The organism is Leucothrix mucor DSM 2157 (assembly GCF_000419525.1).
Lineage (GTDB): Bacteria > Pseudomonadota > Gammaproteobacteria > Thiotrichales > Thiotrichaceae > Leucothrix > Leucothrix mucor.
This window is the reverse complement of record NZ_ATTE01000001.1, coordinates 4,150,942-4,172,662: the sequence shown is the minus strand read 5'-3', so window position 1 is coordinate 4,172,662 and position 21,721 is coordinate 4,150,942. Positions and strand designations below refer to the sequence as shown.

The following is a 21,721-nucleotide window of genomic DNA, read 5'->3' as shown; positions in this document are numbered from 1 at the left end:
TATCGAGCTGTTCCTGACAGGTAATAATTATAACAATCAGCTTCAGGCCGCTAATAAGAAAGATCCTCATCCCCCGTCAGGATCTACATAAGAAAGGTACGCCCCAATGAACAACTATAAAACATTCAGCCCCGTACGCCCCGATACTGTGATGGTCGATACAGTCCCAACAACGGCCGATCAATTCGAATCTATTTTAGCCCTGCAACAACTGATTTTAAATTCAATCGCTCAAGATAAGAAAGAAAACGAGATTCTGGATCAAGTCTGCCAGCTCTGTGAGTCCATGGTCGATAACGCGATTGGTAGCGTTATGTTAAAGAGTCCGAATGACGGCACGCTGAATGTGATCAATGCGCCAAGTATGCCCGTAGAAGCACAAGTCAAGTTTGTCGCCATTGAGCCAGGCGAAGGCAATGGTTCTTGTGCGCAAGCGGTGTACCGACAAGCCGCTACTTATGTTTACGATACCTCGACCGACCCAACTTGGAGCAATATCAGGGACTTGGCTGCCGACTTGGGAGTCTGTTCATGCTGGTCTGTGCCGGTTTATAACCGCCAAGGCCAAGCCATTGGTACCTTTGCACTGGCATCCTTTCAGCACCGCAAACCGACGACTTTCCATGAGCGCCTGTTGAAGATGTGCTCCACGATTGTCAGCATCATGCTAGAGCGTGAAGAGCTCCGTAAACAAGCACTGACCGACAAACTAACTAGCCTGTGGAATCGAACAAAACTTGATAAAGCACTTTATGCGCAGCGTGCTAGTTACAGCCTAAACAACGATACCTATGCCGTCATGCTGCTGGATATCGATCACTTCAAAACGGTTAATGATCAGTACGGCCACTTGGTCGGTGATACGGTACTTAAAGAAGTCGCCGAAATACTGAAGCAAGAATCCCGCGCTCGTGACATCGTCGGACGCTGGGGTGGTGAAGAATTCATGATCGTGCTGCCAAATGCCGGCAATGGCAGAGCATTGGAAGTTGCAGAATCCATTCGCATGGCAATCAAAAACCACTTCTTTGGCAAAGCAGGCCATATCACCATCAGTATTGGTGTGTGCGAAGTGAGCGAAAAGCTGCGTACCTTAGAAGTCATTGATCTAGCTGATCGCGCGCTGTACAAGGCGAAAGACAATGGTCGCGATCGTGTGTGCATGTCCTACAAAAAGGGCCCTATCAACCCTAATGCGATCGATGCAAAACACGTTGAAACTAAACAGAAAGAAAAAGTTCACGCGCCAGCCTGAAACTATAGTTAAAACAGCCACCTAGGCGTTTTCGGAAAATATTTATGCCAAGAATTTGATTCCGCCCTTGAAAGCGGGATCGATTCGCGGCAAAGTTCGCTGTTATCCGTATGAAAACGCAAGGTAAATGCACACCATGAATGTGATCGAAGAGTTAAGAGCGCGCGGCATGATCCAGGACATTATGCCTGGTACTGAAGAATTATTAGCCAAAGAAAGTGTTGCTGCGTATGTGGGCGTCGACCCGACTGCTGACTCAATGCACGTCGGCAATTTGGCTACCATGATGCTACTCGTTTTCCTGCAAAAGTATGGTCACACCCCCGTTGCCCTAGTCGGCGGCGCAACTGGCATGATTGGCGACCCTTCTGGCAAAAGCGCCGAGCGTAACTTGCTGGATGAGGAAACCCTTCGCCACAACCAAGCGGGCGTTCGCAAGCAACTGCAAAACCTGCTGGACTTTGAATGCGCTGGCAACCCTGCCCGCCTTGAAAATAACTACGACTGGTTTAAAGACATGGGCGCGCTGGACTTCCTGCGCAATGTCGGCAAGCACCTGACCGTAAACTACATGATGGCCAAAGATTCGGTGAAAAGCCGCTTGGAAAGTGGCCTGTCGTTTACAGAATTCTCCTACCAGCTGATCCAAGGCTACGACTTTTACCACCTGTACAAAAACACTGGCGTTAAAATCCAAATGGGTGGCTCCGATCAGTGGGGTAACATCACCGCAGGTACTGAGTTAATCCGCCGTATGGATGGCGGTGAAGCATTTGCCTTTACCTGCCCGCTGATTACTAAATCAGATGGCAGCAAGTTTGGTAAAAGTGAAGGCGGCAATATCTGGCTTGATCCCGCAAAAACCAGCCCTTACAAGTTTTACCAGTTCTGGTTGAATGCATCGGATGACGATGCGGAAGTGTTTATCAAGCGCTTTACGCTGTTGCCACTGGATGAGATTGATACACTGATTACGGCACATCGTGAAGCACCTCATCAGCGTGCTTTACAGCAGAAACTAGCCGAAGCGATTACAGTAATGATTCATGGCCAAGAAGCTTATGACCAAGCGGTCAAAGCCTCTCAGGCACTGTTTAAAGGCAGCAAAGAAGACTTAATGGCGCTTAATAAGTCAGAGCTTCTGGAAGTATTGGAAGGTGTACCGACTTATACCTTGAAGCGTGATGGTCATGAGGGTGAGTTGGACTTGGTCAGCTTCTTGTCCACCGAGACTGGCATTATGGCCTCTAAAGGTGAAGCACGTCGTAGCCTTAGCGAAAACAGCATTAGCATTAATAAAGAGAAAGTGACTGTGGATGGCATTATTACAGAGGCTGACTTGCTAAATGGCGAGTTTATTCTGGTACAAAAGGGTAAGAAAAATAAGTACTTGGTTGTAGTTGAATAAGTACTGGCGGCAATCATCAGCATTTGCAGCACAAGAAAAGGGCCTTTTTACAGGCCCTTTTTTATGGCGGACTAACGCTTCACCACGCGCATCATCCAGGACTTTACAACAGCCTCCGCCTCGCCGGAGGGGTCACTATTGTATTGCCCCTGAATCTGAACCAGCTCCTTATTGCGCGGATTGACTTCAAGAGTGACTTCACGCTCACCCTCTTTCAACACAGAGAAAATAGCAGACTCGCCGTTCAGGCAATCCAGTGAATAACTACCAACACAATGCCCCATCGCTTCGCCTTCATCATAAAGCGCCTGACTAGTCGTCAGCTCAGTAAAACGCCACTGGTCACGTAGTGCAATGGTGGTCCAATTCCAACCGTGAGAATTCCAGCGGGCATCGATCACCTCATAGTCGTCAACATAGCCTCGGTTTTGCTGCGCCATCAGTGCCTGACGCGCTTCCTCTTCAATCCGGAAGGCTTCACCCAAACGCTCGCGTTCTTCCTCTCGTGCCATAGACACTTGACGGGCACGCTCTGCCATTCGCTCACGTGCCAGCTGGATCTGACGTTGTGCCTGTTCGTAGACTGTAATGCTTTCCAGCACTTTGCTTAAGCTACGACCTTGCAAGGAATACAACTCACCGACTCGCGCACTTTCAGTTAAGCAATGACGCGCCCACCACAGTACCTTGCGATTCTGCTCAGGCAGCAATTCAAACTGCTTGCTGATCGTCCAGCGGCAAGTGTCATACCAGAACTCGCGGCCCGCCTCAGACGTCGGCTTCAGCAAATCAATGACATAGGATTCATTCGCCATCAAGCAGGCGAAATCCTCATCCCAGCCACCTAGGCGCTTAAACTCGGCATACAGCACAGCCTGAAGCGGTGCTATATTCGCCGGGCACGCAGGCAATTGGTGCCACAGTTTGCTACTCACCGGCGTCCAGCCAAAGTGATGCGCCAGAGCTTTCAGGCTTCCACCTTGTGCATACAGCACAAAGCACAGCAGCCACTGAATGTTTTCTTCATCAACCACCTGAGACCAACACACTTTCAGAAATGCGGGCGCGTCATACTGCACAAACAGGTGCTCAAACAGATCTACATCCCCAGCTGCGTTCCAGTCCTGAGGGCTACGAATCCAGAATTCAGACAACATGCAGGCGTTCTGAATCAGAATCGTGTTACGGGAAAATGCACGTTTGATAACCGCAATATTCGCCTCCGTGAGTTGGCGGGATTGTGCGGACAACAAAGACTCCAGACCCTCAGCCTGATACTGATCAAACCAACGGGTCACGCGGTTTAACAGATCATCTGACGGCTTTTCAAACGCCCGACTCGCGGCAGACTCAGCCACGGCTGGCTTACGTTGCAATGCGGCCAATGCATCCCCTAGCACACTGCCTAAGGTTGGGGTCGGATACAGCACTTCATTCAAACAACTCAAATTCCGTTGTTTTTTCTGAATCGCAGCGTCCACATCACTCTCCGACATTCGCGGTAACTGGTTCGCGTTTAAGCGACGCCCCGTGAAATAATCGTGTGTTAAATGGTACTGCTGCAACTGTTCGTCGGTTAAGGTCTGAAAGCATTTTTTAATTGTTTGCTTCGCGACTGCGCTGTTCATGCTGACCTCCATCTTAGGTCTTATTAATAATTATCGTGCATAGATGGAATAGCAAAGCGTGTGCCAACATTAAAACCAAGCCCCATAGACTAGATTTAAAACACTGTTATTTAATGACTTATTTTTATTTTAGGGGTTTATCAAGTGAGAATTCTTCTGGTTTAGCAAACCAAAAAACTATCTAATTAATACGTTAATTATCTATCGAGATACCACTTTAAGCATTGTGATTAGCCTAAAAGCCCGTCAGAGTGATCTGAAACGGGCTTTAAAAATTACAGATAAGCTTTCAATTCAGGAATACAAGAACCGCAATTAGTGCCTGCTTTCAGGCATTTTCCAATCGCCTCAACGTTCGTTAAGTTCTGATCTTTTATTGCTTGCTGAATCGTCTTTTCACCGATATTAAAACAGGAGCAAACCACCTTGCCAGTATCTTGCATTGGCGTAGAAGGCTTACCCGACAACAAACTCATGCGATCTTGTGGCGTTAGCTGATCCTGAGTAAATAGTTGCTTCAACCACTGCGTTTCTGGCAACAAACCCACTTGCGGCCCAACAAACACACAACTCTCCAAGCGGTCACCGACAAATCGCGCAGCACGATAGGTTTGGCGCGCAGAGTCAAAGTACTCAATCCAGTTGGCATCGCTGGTTTCACACAAAATGCCACGGCTCATTCTGGCCCAGTCTTCCGGCAACTGATCACCTGCCAAATCGTAATACCAAGCACCCTCAACTTTCTGACAATGCCAATAGCTTGCGGCGCTCAACTTGAGCTGACGCCGTGAAATCAGAAAGCCATGCCAAACCGTTGGCAGCGGATCAATCGCTACCGCAGCATGCTTGGATTCCGGTTGACCAGAGAATGGGTCAACCCGCGGCGGAATAACATTACAGACCGTTGCCGCACCACCAAATTGCTCACTCCAGTGAATCGGTACAAAGGCACTGCCCTGCTGTTGTCCCTGATCAATTTTGGCCGGTAGCCGTAGCTCGCCATATTCATTATGCACACGCAGTAAATCACCGTCTTTAATCCCACGTCGTACGGCATCCTGCGGGCTTAGCTCAACGGCTGGTTGGGGAACATGCAGGGATAAACGTGCAGAAATACCGGTGCGGGTTAGCGTATGCCAATGATCACGAACGCGGCCCGTATTGAGAACCAACGGGAATTCTTGGGAAGGTTGCGACTGCGGCATAGCGGCATCCACACTAATAAACCGCGCTTTACGGTTCGGTGTAAAAAACAATCCATCCTCAAATAAGCGCTTAGTGCCAGTGTAATTAGACCCTAAATCGAGATCAGTCATACCCTTTTGATCAGCACCACTATGCTCAGTACCAGAAGCTAACTTAGCTTTAAGCGGCCACTGCAATGGCTGCAAGTCATCAAATGCTTCTCTGGATAAATCAGCCAGCGGCGAAATATCAAAGCAACGCTGCCCTTCATTGCGATAGCCACTCAACCTGGCGTGCTCACGAAACACATCCAATGAGGTTTTATAAGGAAATGACTCAGCAAAGCCCATCTTATGAGCAACTTCTGTCACGATTTGCCAGTCCGCTTTTGATTCGCCAGCCGCCGGAATAAAGGGGCGCTGCCGTGAGATTGTCCGATCACTATTAGTCACCGTACCATTACGCTCGCCCCACGTTAGCGCAGGCAAACGAATATCGGCGTATTTCATCGTATCCGTACTGGCGACGCAGTCCGACACGATCACACACTCGCATTTAGCCAATGCTTCACGTACGCGGTTGGTATCCGGCAAACTCACCGCTGGGTTCGTCGCCATAATCCAAACCGCTTTCACCTTACCCTGATGAATCGCTTCGAATAAATCGACGGCTTTTAAGCCCTGCTGCTGTGGAATGTTAGGGGATTGCCAGAACTCCTGCACCAACTCGCGATGCTCAGGGTTTTCAATATCCATGTGCGCAGCCAGCTGATTGGCCAGCCCGCCGACTTCCCGACCGCCCATGGCATTGGGTTGTCCGGTAAATGAAAACGGTCCCATCCCAGGGCGTCCAATTCTGCCCGTCAGTAAGTGGCAATTGATTAATGCATTGCCTTTGTCTGCACCGCTGGAGGATTGATTAATGCCCTGGGAAAAGACCGATACGACTTTCTCGGTCGAGGCAAAGATTGCATAAAATGCATTCACTGCCTCAACCGATAAGCCGCATTGCTCAGCAACTGCCACAACATTGTTCGCGCTTATTTTTGCATGTTCAATTGCGCCGTCCGAATTTTCGGTATGTTGCGCGACAAAAGCAGCCGCTGTGTGCCCGTTGTCTGCCAGATACGTCAGCAGACCATTTAACAAAAATGCATCGGAGCCCGGCTTCAGGGGTAAATGCAAATCTGCCAGATCCGCCGTTTGCGTACGTCGCGGATCAATTAACACCACCTTGAGTGATGGGTTGTTTTTCTTTGCCAGCACCATCCGCTGATATAACACCGGATGGCACCATGCTGTATTACTCCCGACCAATACGATCAAATCGCACAGCTCAAGATCTTCATACGTGCAAGGCACAAGGTCTTCACCAAATGCCCGCTTATGAGCCACCACAGCAGATGACATACAAAGCCGTGAATTGGTGTCGATATTGGCCGAACCAATAAAGCCCTTCATCAACTTATTGGCAACGTAATAGTCTTCAGTCAGTAACTGCCCGGAGACATAAAACGCCACCGAGTCCGGCCCGTGCTCTGCCGTAATCGCACTTAAGCGACTCGCCACTTCGGTCGTGGCCTGATCCCAGCTCACCGCTTGATCAGCAATTTGTGGCTGCAATAAGCGCTGCGGATGATCCAGCGTTTCTGCCAGCGCCATACCCTTCGAACATAGCCGCCCCAAGTTTGCCGGATGTAATTTATCCGGCTTGACCGTAAACCCACCATCAGTTTCAGGCTGTATTTTTACGCCACAACCGACCCCACAATAGGGGCAAGTCGTGCGTATCGGAGCGAAGCTTGTCTCAGACATCGGTAATCCCAGCAGTTACTTATACACAACGGATGGCGCGATCGGCGTCACGCAACCTTCTCTGTTACCGAAGCCAGCTGAAGGTGGACTTTGCCGCCTTCAACTTTGACTGGAAACACATTGGTACATCCTTCATCTGGTGCAAAGGCGGAACCACTGGCAAGGTCGATCTTCCAATTGTGTAAAGGACAGGTAACCGAGGTACCGTGCATAATGCCTTCGGATAGCGGGCCTTGCTTGTGAGGGCAAGCATTCCGTATCGCAAAAACAGTGTCGTCCTTAGCTCTAAACAAAGCAATATCTGTGCCAGAATCGACTTTTACTACCCGTGAACCCAATACCGGAATCGCATCGACTGCGACAATCTCTACCCACTGACTCATACTAATTCTCCTAAAGCACTGACCTTAATCGGTGCGAACTCAATGGCCTCAACCCCTTGTGCGCGCTGCTTCCACGGGTCAATTTGTGCCGGTTTCTGGGATATTACAAAGCGTGCTGCGAGTGCTTCACGTTGCGCATTATCTTCGAGGACTTTTTGCACTTTGGCCAAACCCACTCGCTCAATCCAAGGCGCGGTACGCTCAAGGTAGTGGGCATCTTCGCGGTAGAATTGGGTGAACGCCGCACAGTATTCGAGCACGTCCTCTTCCGTTTGCACCTTACAGAGCAAATCAGTGACGCGAACCTTGATACCACCGTTACCCGCAACGTGTAATTCATAACCAGAATCCACGCACACCACACCGAAGTCTTTAATCGTGGCTTCTGCGCAGTTACGTGGGCAACCCGATACGGCGATCTTAAACTTGTGCGGCATCCATGAGCCCCAGGTCAGCTCTTCCAACTTGATACCAAGGCCACTTGAATCTTGTGTTCCAAAGCGGCACCACTTCTCACCGATACAGGTCTTAACGGTCCGTAAGCCTTTCGCATAAGCATGGCCAGAGACGAAACCGGCGTCACTTAAGTCTTTCCACATCAGCGGCAGTTCTTCTTTCTTAATACCAAACATATCAATACGTTGGCCACCGGTCACTTTCATTTCAGGGACTTTGTATTTATCCGCAATGTCGGCAATATCACGCAACTGCTGCGCGGTACACATGCCGCCAAACATACGAGGAACGACAGAATAAGTGCCATCTTTCTGGATATTTCCGTGCGCACGCTCATTAATAAAGCGTGACTGCGGATCATCCTGATAAGTCTCTGGGAATTCACACAATAAGTAATAGTTAAGCGCCGGACGACAGCTGGAGCAGCCATCCGCATTGCGCCATTTGAACTCTTCGCGAACCGCTTGCATGGTTGTCAGTTGAGCATCACGAATGCCCTCACGAATCTGATCATGCGTCGCATCGGTGCAACCACATAATGGCTTGCTCTTTGGCGTCGCAGAATAGTCACCACCTACGGTATGTGACAGCAGCGACTCCACCAGACCAGTACAAGAACCGCAGGAGGCAGAAGCTTTGGTATGTGCGCGCACTTCATCCAAAGTGAACAGTTTGTGCTCATTGATTGAATTTACGATGTCGCTTTTACAAACACCGTTACAACCACAAATCTCAGCATTGTCCGGCAAACCCGCAACACGAGTATCCGGGTTATGGCCAGAGTCACCCAAATGCGCCTGTCCAAATAATAAGGTATCGCGGAAGGCTGACACATCGGTGCCATCTTTCATCATCTGGAAATACCAGCTGCCATCCACGGTATCGCCGTACATCACAGCGCCTTTGATCTTTTCATCTTCCAGCACGATCTTTTTGTAGATACCGGCCGAGACATCTTTAAACACGATTTCTTCGGTATTCTCGTTACCCACAAAGTCACCGGCAGAGAACAACTCAATACCCGTTACTTTCAATTTAGTCGAGGTCACGGTGCCTTCATAGCGGGCAATACCAAAGCGCGCTAAATGGTTAGCACACACCTTCGCCTGATCCCATAATGGTGCAACCAAACCATAAGCAATCCCGCGATGCTGCACACACTCACCGACCGCATAGATTTTTGGATCGTAGGATTGCATGGTGTCATTCACCACGATACCGCGCTCGCAATACAAACCCGCTGATTTAGCCAGTTCAAAGTTTGGTCGGATACCAACGGCCATGACTAGTAAGTCCGCTGCAACTTCTGACTCATCATTAAAGCGCAGTCCGGTAACACGCTCGCCACCCAAGATTTCAGCACTGCTGTGTTGCATCAGGAACTTCATGCCGCGCTCTTCTAATGATGCTCGCAACATGGCGCTGGCAGGCTCATCCAATTGGCGATCCATCAGGTTCGCACCCAAATGCACCACAGAGACTTCCATGCCCTGCTTCATCAAACCATTGGCTGCCTCAAGTCCTAGCAAACCACCACCAATAACCACGGCCTTTTTGTATTTCTGAGTCGCCTCCATCATGGTATTTACATCTTTGATATCGCGGAAGCCGATCACGCCCTGTTTATCGGCACCGGGCAGTGGCAGCATAAATGGCGTCGAGCCCGTAGCGATAATCAGACGATCATATGGCACGGTAATGCCATCGGCGGTCACCACTTGCTGGCGTCCACGCTGAATTTCAGTGACCTTTTTGCCTTTGTGCAGCGTGATATTGTTATCGATATACCACTGCTCATCATTCAGCATAATCTCATCAACCGTCTTTTCGCTAGCCAATACCGGCGATAGCATAATGCGGTTGTAGTTTCCGTAAGGCTCTTCACCAAACACGGTAATGTTGTATTGATCAGGCGCGAGCTTGAGTAATTCTTCCAGCGTGCGCACACCGGCCATGCCGTTACCAATCAGGACTAAATTTTGTTTAAGCATTACGCTCATCTCCTAAAAACAAAAAAGCCCTGAGCCGCACGGTTGTTTAACCGATTGGATCAGGGCTTCGTTACCCGAATTATATTGTTGCGCAGCGATACGCATCTGGAATATGCAAAGCCATCGCCGTTGATGACTGCAAAATCTATATATAAATTAATGCAAAGTTAGTGCCAAACCTTGAATATAAAATAATAACTAATTTAAAAACAGGTAGATAAGTTAATTAACACAATAACTCCCAATGCATTAAAGCAGCCTTTTCTAAGTCTTTCGCACCAAAGCCGTGCGAGTTTTAGCGGGCTATGCCTCTTGCTTGGGAATGATTAAAAATACGGCTTTGCCAATACATAGATCAATATCAACAATAAGATCAGCGAGATGCCCTGCCAAAAACGCACCGGGTCGCGCGCCATCAGCGGTGCCTGCATTTTATCGGTGTAAGCTTTATTGGGGTGCCTCAGGTCATAAGTAAACTCAGACAGCTCGTAGTAGCGCTTTTGGGCATCCAAATGCACGGCCTTTTTTATCGTCTCATCCACCCACGCCGGAATCTCTTTACGCGTTTCAAACACACTGCTGTAACTGAGCTTGATCAGCTGGCTACGGCTTTGGCATTTCGCTACACCAACCCCATAAGGCAGTTTTCCGGATAATAACTGATGAGCAATCACCCCTAGCGAAAACAAGTCAGAGGCAGAGGAGACCGGCTCCCCAACAAAGTACTCCGGCGCGCTGTACTGAACCGTCCCCGGAAACGTGCTGTGCTCCGGCCCTGCACCGGCTTCAACCATGCCCGCCACATAAGCCGAACCAAAGTCGATAAGCTTGACGGTTCCGTTTTGGTCAATCAACACATTGGCTGGGCGTAAATCCTGATGCAACATTTCCTGCCGATGCATGACTTGCAAACCCTTGGCAATTTGCCCCACCAGATTGCGCACCGTTTCCAAATCCGGCTTGGGGTTATCAATCATCCATTGCGCCAGCGTTTGCCCATCCACATATTCCATCACAGAGTACAGATAGTTACGCGAGCGTGTGAGTTTCGGTGCTTTGAGTAAATGTGGACTATCTAACTTACGAGCGACCCACTCTTCCAGCACAAAGCTATCCAGAAATCCCGGATCTTCCTGCATGGTGACCGCTGGGACTTTCAGTACAACCGTCTCGTCCGTTTCGATGTCTTGCGCCAGATACACCTTGCTGCGGCTACTACCATGAAGTATTCGCTGAATGTTATAGCCATCAAACGTCATGCGTGGGCGCAGCTCCGGCGGGAATGGTAAGCGCTGCGCTTGCTTCTGAGCTTCATCCATATTGCGCAATGGCAACTCATCAACCCGCACAATCTGGATTGTTAAATTATCATCGCTGCCCTGCTCCATGGCAGCCTCAACAATGATTTTTGCGGCCTGATTCAGGTCATCCTGATATTGGTGAATGGTTAGCGTAACAAAGGATTCTGCAACAAACTCATAGACGCCATCCGTCGCCAATACAAAGACATCGCCGATTTCAAACTGCAGCGATTGGTAATCAATATCCAGATAATCGCGAATACCCAGCGCGCGGCTTAGATGGCTTTTTTCGCTGGATACCCACAGTCGATGATCTTCGGTGAGCGGCTCAAGGCTGCTACCCGCCACCCGATAAATACGCGTGTCGCCAACATGAAAAATATGCACGGTAGTCGATTTCAGCACCAAAGCACTAAAGGTGCAGACATAGCCCTTATCGAGGTCACGACGATAAGCACCGCTACGATTTTGGGAAAATAGCCAGGAATTGGTCGCTTGTAACACCCGCAATACGGAGTTCTTTACTGACCAGGATTCTGAGGTGGAGTAGTAATCACTGAGGAAGCTGGAAACCGCGGTTTCACTCGCAATTTGGCTGACCTCGCTGCTGCTAATGCCATCAGCCAGCGCGATGGTGATGCCTTTAACATCCAGTACTGAGCCGGTGGGTTCAACTACGCCATGGAAGTCTTGATTAAGCGGCTTTACACCGCGATCTGAATACTGCCCGATGGCTACTTTTAATTCACTACGCATAGACAGCACCCAAACAGCGCACCGACTTGCAATAAGCCGGCACGCATTACAATCGCCTGATCAGGCGTTAAGGATTCACAGTGGCAGATGGCTTAACCACTGACGCTGCGTTGTTTTTCAGCTTACGCTCAGGGTTAGTACGAACGTGTGTGTAGTACAACGGCAGACCAACAAACACCAAACCGCCGACTAAGTTACCCAGCGCCGTTGGTAGCTCATTCCAAATAATGTACTGCATGAACGTGAACTCGCCGCCCATGATCATAGAGAATGGGAACAGGAACATATTCACAATGGAGTGCTCAAAGCCCATGTAGAAGAACAGCATGATTGGCATCCACATCGCCGCCATTTTGCCGGTCGCCGAAGTTGAAACCATGGCGCCAACCACACCCATGGATACCATCCAGTTACACAACATACCGCGAATGAAAATGGTCAGCCAGCCATCCACACCATGTGCTGCATAACCTAAAGTACGCGACTCACCAATAGAGCTCACCTTAGCCGCTAGCTCGCCACCATCGGTGTTGTAGCCATACGTTAGAATGAAAGACACCATAAAGGCCACGGTCAGTGCGCCCGCAAAGTTACCGGCAAACACCAATCCCCAATTGCGCAGCACCTGATTTGGCGTAACGCCCGGGCGCTTATCCAGCAACGCCAATGGCACTAAGGTAAACACGCCGGTTAGCAGATCAAACTTCATGAGATACAACATAATAAAGCCGACGGGGAATAACATCGCTCCGGCCAATGCAGAACCGGTTTTAGTGGCTACCGTAATCGCGAAAACTGCTGCCAATGCGAGAATGGCGCCGGCCATAAAGGCTCGGATTAAAGTATCTTTGGTAGACATGTAGACCTTGGCTTCACCTTGGTCGACCATTTTGGTGACGAATTCTGAGGGTTCCAAATACGACATGGCGTTTCTCCTTGAAAATAAATGCATAGATGCAAAAAACAAAAAAGCCCTGAGCCGCACGGTTGTTTAACCGCGAGGTTCAGGGCTTCGTTACCCAAATTTTAGTCTGCGCCGCAATGCGCAGTGATCAACATGCAAAGTCCATCGCCGTTGATGGCAGCATGTTTATAGTTAATTTAATGCAAATTCAGTGCCAAATAGAAAGTAAACACTGAATATCATTATAAAACATGAGGATATGGGATACGTGGATTTGAGTTGCTAACCAGCGTTTCGATTATTTTCTGATAAGCTGCACCACGGAAGTGCGATTCATTGCGCCAATATGGGAAAGTGCTGGAGCGAGCTTAAACTCAGGCTCGCTCCAGCCTTTTAAGATTCAGCAGTCTTTATCAATTAGCTCTGCAACATACGCTTTATACAGTGGGCTGCCTGCGGTAAATGGCCAGCCGGGCCAATCGGTTTTTCCTACAAAGATAGGCTCACCATTTAAGTCACTGGATGATGGCAAGTTTTCAAACCTCAGCCATACCCGAAACTTCCCGGGCTTATGTACTTTCTCAGCGGTTTTGATAATCGCAATCACCGCCAGCTTGGCCGTATTTATCGTTTTCTGTCTGCCCTCTACTGACTCACCATTGAGCGTATTAAACGCCGCCATATCAAGCGTGAATGAATAATCAAAAATCCCATTATCATGATAACGATCGAAGTTCAGCACCGGAGCGATTTTGGCGCTGCCATCGACTAATAAATTGATGTTCTGGTAGGTATTGCTGCCGCCAATGCTTTGCCGCAGGGTTTGGGTTTCTGAAAACACCCCCGTCAAAATACTGGCCAGCGGAATCCCAAACTCAGCCTCCATCAACTGCTGGCTTAAACAAATATAGTCACTCTGGATGCGAGCATATGGCACATAAAACTCAGCATACTCAGAAACAGTCGCACGAGCAGGCAAGGCACTGGCGAGCAGCATCGCGATACAACAGGCGTAACGAATTCCTCGATTCATGGAAGACTCCTTAAGCAATCAAAATAATGCGTTCTTAAGATGAGTATAGTCCGAGTTATTGAACGCCGCTGCGTGGATTTGCCAATGCTTATTCTGCGGCACCTAAGTTCTCAACTGCTTTGCGAATAGTGCTAACCAAGGTGCGTACCGCTTCCATTCTTGGGTAATTACTGCGAATCACGATCACGATTTCGCGGGTGGGTTGCGGGTCGACAAACTCGGTATACCGAATCACTGGCGACTCCGGCTGATTAATTACCGAGAGCTTTGGTAATAAGGTAATCCCTGAGCCGCTGGCCACCATATAGCGTAAGGTTTCCAAGCTGGTGGCTTTAAAGCGCTTATCTTCATCGGCACCGGCAGTGAAGCAATAGCCCATCGCTTGGTCCCGCAAACAATGCCCGTCTTCCAGCGTTAAAATGGTTTCATCTTTGAGGTCAGACAAGCGCATATTGGGTTTGCCGCAAAGTGGATGGTTTGGTGGCGTGGCTAATACCAAAGCCTCGTCCATTAGCTTGTAGCGCTCAAAGCGCTTCATCTCATCATCCAGCCACGGCAAAATCAGCACATCCATTTCGCCATTATCCAGATCTTGCAGCAGCATTTTGGTTTGCTTCTCATAAAGGTACAGATGCACATGAGGCAAGGCTTGGGCGATCGGCATGGTGATGTGCGGCAACAGATATGGTGCCAGCGTAGGAATCAAACCAATGTGTAAATCACCGGCTAGAGGATCAGCCAGCGTGCGGGCAGTATCTTCAAACTCTCTGGCGGTATTCAGCACCTTGCGCGCCTTGTCTGCCAGTGCAGCACCGGCAGCAGTTAGCATCACATTGCGCGGATGGCGCTCCACTAAGGTCAGGTTTAATTGCTCTTCGAGCTTTCGCAGTTGCGCACTGAGGGTTGGCTGGCTGACATGACAGGCATCCGCCGCCTTGCCGAAATGCTTGAATTTCTCAATCGCATCCAAATATTCTAAATCTCGAAGTTTAATCATCGCGCACGTCCAAATTAAGGTCTTGCCATGATAAAGATTTCGATAGATGAAAACAATCGCAAAGATAGTTGTAAATTATTTCATCTATTGGTTAAGAGCCGTTAGTATGCTCTCCATTGAAACGATTTACCTTTTACCATTAACTCTTACAGGAATTAGAAGCATGGCAATTATCAATCAAAAAATCGCTCCTTTCGCAGCAACTGCTTACCACAACGGCGAGTTCGTTGACGTTAGCGATGCAGACCTGAAAGGCAAGTGGTCTATCGTATTTTTCTACCCTGCTGATTTCACGTTCGTATGTCCTACAGAGTTGGGCGACCTTGCAGATTTTTACCCACAGCTGCAAGAAATGGGCGTAGAAGTTTACTCAGTATCGACTGATACTCACTTCACTCACAAAGCATGGCACGATTCTTCTGAGACAATCGGCAAGATCACTTACCCAATGATCGGTGACCCAACAGGCAAGATCACTCGTAACTTTGACGTGATGATCGAAGAAGATGGTCTGGCACTGCGTGGTACTTTCGTAATCAACCCAGAAGGCGAAATCAAAATCGCTGAAATTCATGATCTGGGCATTGGCCGTTCTGCTAAAGAATTGGTTCGTAAAGTACAGGCTGCTCAGCACATTGCTGCTCACCCAGACGAAGTTTGCCCAGCTGCATGGCAGCCAGGTGGTGAAACATTAGCTCCATCATTAGACCTAGTTGGCAAGATCTAAGCCAACCAAGTTAATGAGTCAGTCGCCTGCCGCAGCGCTTAGCTGTTGCGGCAGGCACTATCCAGCAAAGATATTCTTAGGAAAAGAATCATGTTAGATACAAACATACAACAACAGCTCAAACAAACGTTTGCTAACCTTAAGAGTGACGTAACGCTACGTGTTTTTGCTGATGATAGCGCAAAGTCTAAAGAGTTAGAGACTTTAGGACGAGACATGGCGGCACTATCGCCAAAGATTAGCTTTGAAGTTGCCGCCGAAAACGGCACAGAACGCGCACCTTCCCTACAAGTACAAGGTGTTGGTACTGACAGCCAAATTCGTTTTGCTGGCGTACCCATGGGTCATGAGTTTACCTCACTGATTCTGGCCATTTTGCACAGTGGCGGCCACCCGATGAAGGTAGAGCCTGAGCTGATTGAGCAAGTGCGCAACTTGGAAGGCGAATTCAAATTTGAAACCTTCATTTCCTTGAGCTGCCAAAACTGCCCGGACGTGGTGCAGGCATTGAACTCAATGGCAGTGATTAACCCCAATATTACACACGTCATGATCGACGGCAGCATCTTCACTGAAGAAGCAGAAGCACGCAAAGTCATGGCGGTACCAACGGTATTCCTGAATGGTGAAATGTTCACTCAAGGGCGTACCACATTCGCAAGCATTGTGAATAAGATTGATACTGGCGCTGCAAAACGCCAGGCTGCAAAGTTAAATGAAAAAGAGCCATACGATGTATTAGTCGTCGGTGGTGGCCCTGCGGGTGCTTCCTCTGCAATCTATGCCGCGCGTAAAGGCATTCGTACCGGTATCGTGACCTCACGTTTTGGTGGTCAGGTATTGGATACGGTCGGCATTGAGAACTTTATCTCAGTGAAGAAAACCGAAGGTCCTAAGCTGGTTGCTCACTTAGAAGAGCATGTTAAAGAATACGACGTGGATATCATGAACGACCAAACTGCCAGCAAGTTGATTGCAGCAGAGCAAGTCGGTGGATTGATTTCTGTTGAACTGGAAAATGGTGCAACCTTACAAAGTCGTTCAGTGATCTTATCAACCGGCGCACGTTGGAGAGAAATCAACGTACCGGGTGAAAAAGAATACCTCGGTAAAGGCGTTGCTTACTGCCCGCATTGCGATGGCCCGTTGTTTAAAGGCAAGCGCGTTGCAGTTATCGGTGGCGGTAACTCCGGTATCGAAGCGGCAATTGATTTGGCCGGTATTGTTGGACATGTCACGGTGTTGGAGTTTGCTGATACGCTACGTGCCGATGCGGTACTGATTCGCAAAGCCGAGTCTCTACCGAATATCACGATCATTAGTAGCGCGATGACGACTGAAATTAACGGTAACGGCGAGAAGGTTTCCGGATTGACGTATACCGACCGCAACACCAACGAGTCTCACACGGTTGAGCTGGGAGGTGTGTTTGTACAGATTGGTTTAGTACCTAACACAGAGTTCCTGAAGGGCAGCGTTGAGCTTAGCAAACACGGTGAAATCGTGATTGGTAGCAAAGGCGAAACCAATGTACCGGGCGTATTTGCGGCTGGTGATGCAACGACTGTTCCGTTTAAGCAGATCATCATCGCGATGGGTGCTGGTTCGACTGCAGCACTGGGCGCATTTGACTACATGATCCGTAGCTCAGCACCGGCTGAGGAAAAGGAAAAGGAAACTAAGGCCGCTTAAAGCCTCTCCTGAAAAAGCCGGCCCGATGTTTGCTAATCATTTAGCAGCGTTGGGCCGGCTTTTTTTTCGTTTGAAATTTAGCCAAAGGGTAGCGCTATTTATTCTCAATGCTTAGAGTGTGCGAGGTCACTTAACTGTGTAATCAGCAATCGAAGTACTTCGGAGGAATAGAATGGGCACTACCAAACCACTAAACACCGTATTGATTGGACTCGGCATGGTCGCAGATACTCATCTGCAAGCCATTGCTAATTTGCAAGATATCGTCCACCTCAAAGGTGTTTACACCCGCAATCAGGATGCAGCACAGGCATACACCCATAAAGTTGAAGAGACCTGTGGCTACGGCTGTGAGGTTTATTCTTCGATTGACGCGATTGCTGCAGATACTGACTTAGATTTTGCGATTATTCTCACCCCACCAAATGCCCGCTTAGCCATCGTCGAAGCCTTTACCGAAGCGGGTTTACCCATGCTGATGGAAAAGCCGATTGAGCGCAGTTATGCCGCTGCTGAAGTGATTGTTTCGATGTGTGAAGCACGCGACACGCCACTGGGTATTGTTTTTCAGCATCGCGCTGGCGGTAGCTCCAGCACCCTCAGGCAAAAAATCCAAGCGGGCGAATTAGGTAAGCTTGGCATGGTGAATGTGTACATCCCTTGGTGGCGTGATCAAGCCTATTACGACGAGCCTGGCCGTGGCACCTATGCCCGCGATGGTGGCGGCGTATTAATGACACAAGCCATTCACGTATTGGATTTGATGATTAGCCTGACAGGTGAAGTGAGCGAAGTGCAGGCCATGTGTCGCACCTCCGCCTTTCATGAGATGGAAGCTGAAGATTTTGTTAGCGCTGGCCTGACTTTTAAAAATGGCGCGATTGGCTCGCTGATGGCAACCACGGCCAGCTTCCCCGGAAACTCAGAGTCAATCACCCTGCACTTTGATCATGCGGTTGCGGAGATTACTCGCGGATTATGCAAGTTGAACTGGCGCGATGGGCGCAGTGAAGAGTTTGGCGAAGATACGGCCACTGGCAGCGGAGCCAACCCCATGGCATTTGGGTCAAGCTGGCATGGCACCATGATTAAGGATTTTGCAGAGTCGTTAATTGAAAAGCGCGAGCCATTAGCTAGTGGGCGAGAGTCGTTAAAAGTGCATCAGTTGATTGAGGCGTTGGTGGCTTCATCGAATGCTAGAGCGGCGGTCGAAGTATAGGTTTGGCGTAGTGCATAACTGCATAACTGCATAACTGCATAACTGCATAACTGCATAACTGCATAACTGCATAACTGCATAACTGCATAACTGCATAACTGCAGCCAGTGTGATCTTAGTGATTGCACTGGCTGCTAAATACTTTCGTTAATTACCCTAAAATCGCCAACCAAATTGAAATGGTGACAACGGATAGCACCGTCGATACCAACACCGAGGAAGCTGCAATCCCCTGCGCGCGGTTATACATCTCCGCAAAGATATACACATTCATTCCCGGTGGCATAGCGGCTAACACCACGATTGGGTTCAGCAGCTCTGGCGGCAGGTTAAATACAAAATGACCGATTACATATGCTACCAGCGGATGCACGATCAGCATGCCCACTGTGATCATTCCCACCTCGCCTAAACCTGAGCGCAAGCGGTAACTCATCAGCATTGCACCCAACCCAAATAGCGCTACCGGCAACGCCGCACGGGCAAATAAATCTAAGGCGGTTTCCAATGGTCCGGGAACAGGGAGATGCGTGAGGTTTACAATAAAGCCCAACATAATGCCAAGCATCAATGTGTTGGAAAATACCTGTTTGAAAACTCGCCTCAGGGTCTCGGCTAAGCCCAAACCATCAGCCCGCGAGAACTCCATCGCGGTAATCCCGAGGATGTAGCAAAATGGGGCATGCATCGCGACAATAGCAAACGCCACTTTTAAGGCTGCAGCGCCATAGGCTAGCTCGATAATCGCCAGACCAATTAACACCAAATTGGAAAACAAACCGGCAAAGCCAATGGCTACCCGCACACCCGGATTATGCTTAAAGATAAGCCCTGCTCCCAGCCAGACCAAGCCGAAGCTACATACCGCGCCAATATAAAACGGCGCTAAAATCTCAAACTTGAATTCCTTACCCAAATCCAAACGAACAATTGCCATAAACAGCAAACAGGGAATCGCTAACTGCGTGGCAAAACGCATGAGTGCCGAGGCTTGAGCGGCGCTGAAAAGCTTAAAATATGCGGCCAGATAACCGCTGCCAATCACTAAAAATACTGGCAGTACAATTTCTAAAATCTGGAGCATGTGTTATTTCCTGATCGGGTTTGACCTGCGCTTAAGTCATGAGCGTTGTATGGCTAAAAGGCTGGATTATTTATCCTTCCAGTTACCCCATGGATCGACTTTAGTTTTAGTCTCAGTGGAGTCACTTTCGTCATTGGAAGAAACCTTATCCGCTTTCTGACTGCCCCAAGGATCAACTTTGGCTTTAGCCACAACCGCATCGCTTTCATCATTTGAAGAAGCCTTATCCTCTTTCCGGCTACCCCAAGGATCAACGTTGGTTTTGGTGGTAGCAGGCTCATCTGCATCTCTTGAAGATTCTTTCTCGCCTTTCCAGTTTCCCCAAGGATCAGCGGCTTTGCGCGAATCTGAAGACGATTTTTTGTCATCCCACCAAGGATCACTCTTGCGAGGCGACTTGGTGAAGCCGGCATTACGCTGCTCATTGTAAGCTCGGCTGGAACCACGACGTGCGCCCGTATTCTGATCGCGGTCGGCGGCTTTCTTGGCACGCTTTTCATTCACGATGGCAGCATCTTCCAGACTTAACTCCGCAGGCTCGCGCGGCTTTTGATGCGACGGAACGATACGCTCTCTGGGCGGCAAGGCAAATTGCTCAGAGGAAACCTTAGGCAGATTTTTAAATTGATAGAGATAAAACAATTCTACTTTTTCACGCGCCCAATCCGTTTTTTTCAGGAACTTGGCACTGGAAGCAATACTGGGATTGGTTTTGAAACAATTGATATTCAAGTAGGCATATAGAATTTCAAAACCGTAATGGTCGACCAATTCGGTCAGCATGCTCTTCAAACCAACGCCATGTAAGGGGTTGTTCGAGTAGTCGAGTTCATCAGTCATAAGAGTATCCGGACGCGGTAAGATAATGGGGGCAGTATACCTTACCTAAGTGATAACACTGTAACATCCCTGCTGATTTTCTACGGGGCTGCCAGTCAAATCCCTAGCCTATAAACAGCTCAAACGAAATGAATCATCCAAATCCGGCGGTAATACCAAACTGCTAAGGCCTAGCGATGAGGCCTGCTGGCACATGGCTTTTCTGGCAGCGGCATCGTTTACATATTGCGTTTGATATTCTGCATTTAACACCGGCTTTCCGGCTTTAATAAAGGGGCTAAGTGCCTCGCATTCGGAGTATTCAAAGCACTGCTCATTCACAGCAAAGTCAAAATGCGCCACAAGCTCTGGCACTTGGACCAGATCATTTTTAAGGCCAACCGATAAGCCTCGCTCATGTGCCGCGTTGGCTAATTGACGATTGAAGCTTAGCTGATCGGCAGCGCTCAGTTTAAAGCCAGACTCATTTGTGTAGCCATCTACATTATCAGGCTCTACGCCATCGCAGCCTTTTTCAGCGGCTAAATCCATCCGACGCGCCATGATGGCAGAGACATTCGCCGAGCGGATATCCAACCAGCGCTCCTCATCCCAGCCATCTAGTGGCTTGCCCAACTCTGAGCTTTGAAAGTCTTTAGCATCCTCGCGCCATTGCTCATAAGAGCCCGCAGAGAAGTAGCAGATGACTTTGCGGCCTTGCGACTGAAGTGATTTGATTAATTCGGGGGAAGAGTCGAACAGGTCAATGTCATAGAGATCAACATCATAGCTCGTATTAACCGTGTCGGATAACTGCCATTGCCAGCTAATACCGGCGCTGGGGCGGTACCAATTGCCGTCAGCAGTTTGAGCCTGAGTGTTTTGTTGGGCTGTGGTAGTCTGCTCACTCGTGCTATCAGCATTACACGCAGTAACTGTGAACAGCAAAGCTAATAGCGATAGGCACGACTTGTGCATTGTTTTTTTCATTATCTTTCAAGGCTCTGGCAAATAAAAATGGCATGATGCTGTTAAACACCATGCCATGAATTGAATCTCAGCCTAAACG

At 48.9% G+C, this 21,721-nt stretch carries 16 protein-coding genes; 5 read left to right on the top strand and 11 right to left on the bottom strand.

What is annotated here, in order from left to right:
- Positions 1–106 precede the first annotated feature (106 nt).
- Positions 107–1,255: a sensor domain-containing diguanylate cyclase gene (locus LEUMU_RS0118965; protein ID WP_022953882.1), complete on the top strand. Its 1,149-nt coding sequence runs from the start codon at positions 107–109 to the stop codon at positions 1,253–1,255.
- Positions 1,256–1,391: 136 nt separating this feature from the next.
- Positions 1,392–2,663, top strand: a complete 1,272-nt coding sequence (tyrS, locus tag LEUMU_RS0118960; RefSeq protein WP_022953881.1) for a tyrosine--tRNA ligase — start codon at positions 1,392–1,394, stop codon at positions 2,661–2,663.
- A gap of 71 nt (positions 2,664–2,734) precedes the next feature.
- On the opposite strand, the gene LEUMU_RS0118955 is transcribed toward tyrS, so the two are convergent.
- From LEUMU_RS0118955 to oxyR, 8 genes are all read right to left on the bottom strand, one after another.
- Positions 2,735–4,291 carry a PcfJ domain-containing protein gene (locus tag LEUMU_RS0118955; RefSeq protein WP_022953880.1) on the bottom strand — a complete coding sequence of 519 codons (1,557 nt, stop codon included), beginning with the start codon at positions 4,289–4,291 and terminating at the stop codon, positions 2,735–2,737.
- 275 nt (positions 4,292–4,566) lie between these two features.
- Positions 4,567–7,290 (bottom strand): nitrate reductase, encoded by a 2,724-nt coding sequence (locus tag LEUMU_RS0118950; RefSeq protein ID WP_022953879.1) that lies wholly within the window; start codon positions 7,288–7,290, stop codon positions 4,567–4,569.
- Between the two features lie 47 nt (positions 7,291–7,337).
- Positions 7,338–7,673 (bottom strand): nitrite reductase small subunit NirD, encoded by a 336-nt coding sequence (nirD, locus tag LEUMU_RS0118945; protein ID WP_022953878.1) that lies wholly within the window; start codon positions 7,671–7,673, stop codon positions 7,338–7,340.
- On the bottom strand, positions 7,670–10,120 hold the full coding sequence (gene nirB, locus LEUMU_RS0118940; protein ID WP_022953877.1) for a nitrite reductase large subunit NirB: 2,451 nt from the start codon (positions 10,118–10,120) through the stop codon (positions 7,670–7,672). Before nirB ends, nirD begins: the two co-directional genes overlap by 4 nt.
- A gap of 326 nt (positions 10,121–10,446) precedes the next feature.
- Positions 10,447–12,177: a bifunctional protein-serine/threonine kinase/phosphatase gene (locus LEUMU_RS0118935; protein WP_022953876.1), complete on the bottom strand. Its 1,731-nt coding sequence runs from the start codon at positions 12,175–12,177 to the stop codon at positions 10,447–10,449.
- Between the two features lie 67 nt (positions 12,178–12,244).
- Complete coding sequence (locus LEUMU_RS26860; protein ID WP_022953875.1) at positions 12,245–13,102, bottom strand: formate/nitrite transporter family protein; 858 nt, start codon at positions 13,100–13,102, stop codon at positions 12,245–12,247.
- Between the two features lie 379 nt (positions 13,103–13,481).
- Complete coding sequence (locus tag LEUMU_RS0118925) at positions 13,482–14,114, bottom strand: hypothetical protein (protein ID WP_022953874.1); 633 nt, start codon at positions 14,112–14,114, stop codon at positions 13,482–13,484.
- A gap of 88 nt (positions 14,115–14,202) precedes the next feature.
- On the bottom strand, positions 14,203–15,111 hold the full coding sequence (gene oxyR, locus LEUMU_RS26855) for a DNA-binding transcriptional regulator OxyR (RefSeq protein ID WP_022953873.1): 909 nt from the start codon (positions 15,109–15,111) through the stop codon (positions 14,203–14,205).
- Positions 15,112–15,274: 163 nt separating this feature from the next.
- Here oxyR and ahpC point away from each other — a divergent pair, with 163 nt between their 5' ends.
- From ahpC to LEUMU_RS0118905, 3 genes are all read left to right on the top strand, one after another.
- Positions 15,275–15,838, top strand: a complete 564-nt coding sequence (gene ahpC / locus LEUMU_RS0118915) for an alkyl hydroperoxide reductase subunit C (RefSeq protein ID WP_022953872.1) — start codon at positions 15,275–15,277, stop codon at positions 15,836–15,838.
- Positions 15,839–15,928: 90 nt separating this feature from the next.
- Positions 15,929–17,530 (top strand): alkyl hydroperoxide reductase subunit F, encoded by a 1,602-nt coding sequence (gene ahpF, locus LEUMU_RS0118910; RefSeq protein WP_022953871.1) that lies wholly within the window; start codon positions 15,929–15,931, stop codon positions 17,528–17,530.
- A 172-nt stretch (positions 17,531–17,702) separates the two neighbouring features.
- Positions 17,703–18,749: a Gfo/Idh/MocA family protein gene (locus tag LEUMU_RS0118905; protein ID WP_022953870.1), complete on the top strand. Its 1,047-nt coding sequence runs from the start codon at positions 17,703–17,705 to the stop codon at positions 18,747–18,749.
- 151 nt (positions 18,750–18,900) lie between these two features.
- Here the strand turns inward: LEUMU_RS0118905 and LEUMU_RS0118900 are convergent, their stop codons facing one another.
- The 3 genes from LEUMU_RS0118900 to LEUMU_RS0118890 form a co-directional block, all read right to left on the bottom strand.
- Entirely contained in the window at positions 18,901–19,833 is a 933-nt protein-coding gene (locus LEUMU_RS0118900; RefSeq protein WP_022953869.1) for an AEC family transporter, read from the bottom strand.
- 66 nt (positions 19,834–19,899) lie between these two features.
- Positions 19,900–20,673: a VF530 family DNA-binding protein gene (locus LEUMU_RS29385; protein ID WP_022953868.1), complete on the bottom strand. Its 774-nt coding sequence runs from the start codon at positions 20,671–20,673 to the stop codon at positions 19,900–19,902.
- 108 nt (positions 20,674–20,781) lie between these two features.
- The gene (locus tag LEUMU_RS0118890) at positions 20,782–21,630 is read right to left on the bottom strand and encodes an endo alpha-1,4 polygalactosaminidase (protein WP_022953867.1); all 849 of its coding nucleotides are present in this window, start codon (positions 21,628–21,630) and stop codon (positions 20,782–20,784) included.
- Positions 21,631–21,721 lie beyond the last annotated feature (91 nt).

Excerpts from the sequence above, each read along its gene's own strand:
- LEUMU_RS0118965 (WP_022953882.1), top strand. The coding sequence starts at position 107 with ATGAACAACTATAAAACATTCAGCCCCGTACGCCCCGATACTGTGATG.
- tyrS (WP_022953881.1), top strand. The coding sequence starts at position 1,392 with ATGAATGTGATCGAAGAGTTAAGAGCGCGCGGCATGATCCAGGACATT.
- LEUMU_RS0118955 (WP_022953880.1), bottom strand. The coding sequence starts at position 4,291 with ATGAACAGCGCAGTCGCGAAGCAAACAATTAAAAAATGCTTTCAGACC.
- LEUMU_RS0118950 (WP_022953879.1), bottom strand. The coding sequence starts at position 7,290 with ATGTCTGAGACAAGCTTCGCTCCGATACGCACGACTTGCCCCTATTGT.
- nirD (WP_022953878.1), bottom strand. The coding sequence starts at position 7,673 with ATGAGTCAGTGGGTAGAGATTGTCGCAGTCGATGCGATTCCGGTATTG.
- nirB (WP_022953877.1), bottom strand. The coding sequence starts at position 10,120 with ATGCTTAAACAAAATTTAGTCCTGATTGGTAACGGCATGGCCGGTGTG.
- LEUMU_RS0118935 (WP_022953876.1), bottom strand. The coding sequence starts at position 12,177 with ATGCGTAGTGAATTAAAAGTAGCCATCGGGCAGTATTCAGATCGCGGT.
- LEUMU_RS26860 (WP_022953875.1), bottom strand. The coding sequence starts at position 13,102 with ATGTCGTATTTGGAACCCTCAGAATTCGTCACCAAAATGGTCGACCAA.
- LEUMU_RS0118925 (WP_022953874.1), bottom strand. The coding sequence starts at position 14,114 with ATGAATCGAGGAATTCGTTACGCCTGTTGTATCGCGATGCTGCTCGCC.
- oxyR (WP_022953873.1), bottom strand. The coding sequence starts at position 15,111 with ATGATTAAACTTCGAGATTTAGAATATTTGGATGCGATTGAGAAATTC.
- ahpC (WP_022953872.1), top strand. The coding sequence starts at position 15,275 with ATGGCAATTATCAATCAAAAAATCGCTCCTTTCGCAGCAACTGCTTAC.
- ahpF (WP_022953871.1), top strand. The coding sequence starts at position 15,929 with ATGTTAGATACAAACATACAACAACAGCTCAAACAAACGTTTGCTAAC.
- LEUMU_RS0118905 (WP_022953870.1), top strand. The coding sequence starts at position 17,703 with ATGGGCACTACCAAACCACTAAACACCGTATTGATTGGACTCGGCATG.
- LEUMU_RS0118900 (WP_022953869.1), bottom strand. The coding sequence starts at position 19,833 with ATGCTCCAGATTTTAGAAATTGTACTGCCAGTATTTTTAGTGATTGGC.
- LEUMU_RS29385 (WP_022953868.1), bottom strand. The coding sequence starts at position 20,673 with ATGACTGATGAACTCGACTACTCGAACAACCCCTTACATGGCGTTGGT.
- LEUMU_RS0118890 (WP_022953867.1), bottom strand. The coding sequence starts at position 21,630 with ATGCACAAGTCGTGCCTATCGCTATTAGCTTTGCTGTTCACAGTTACT.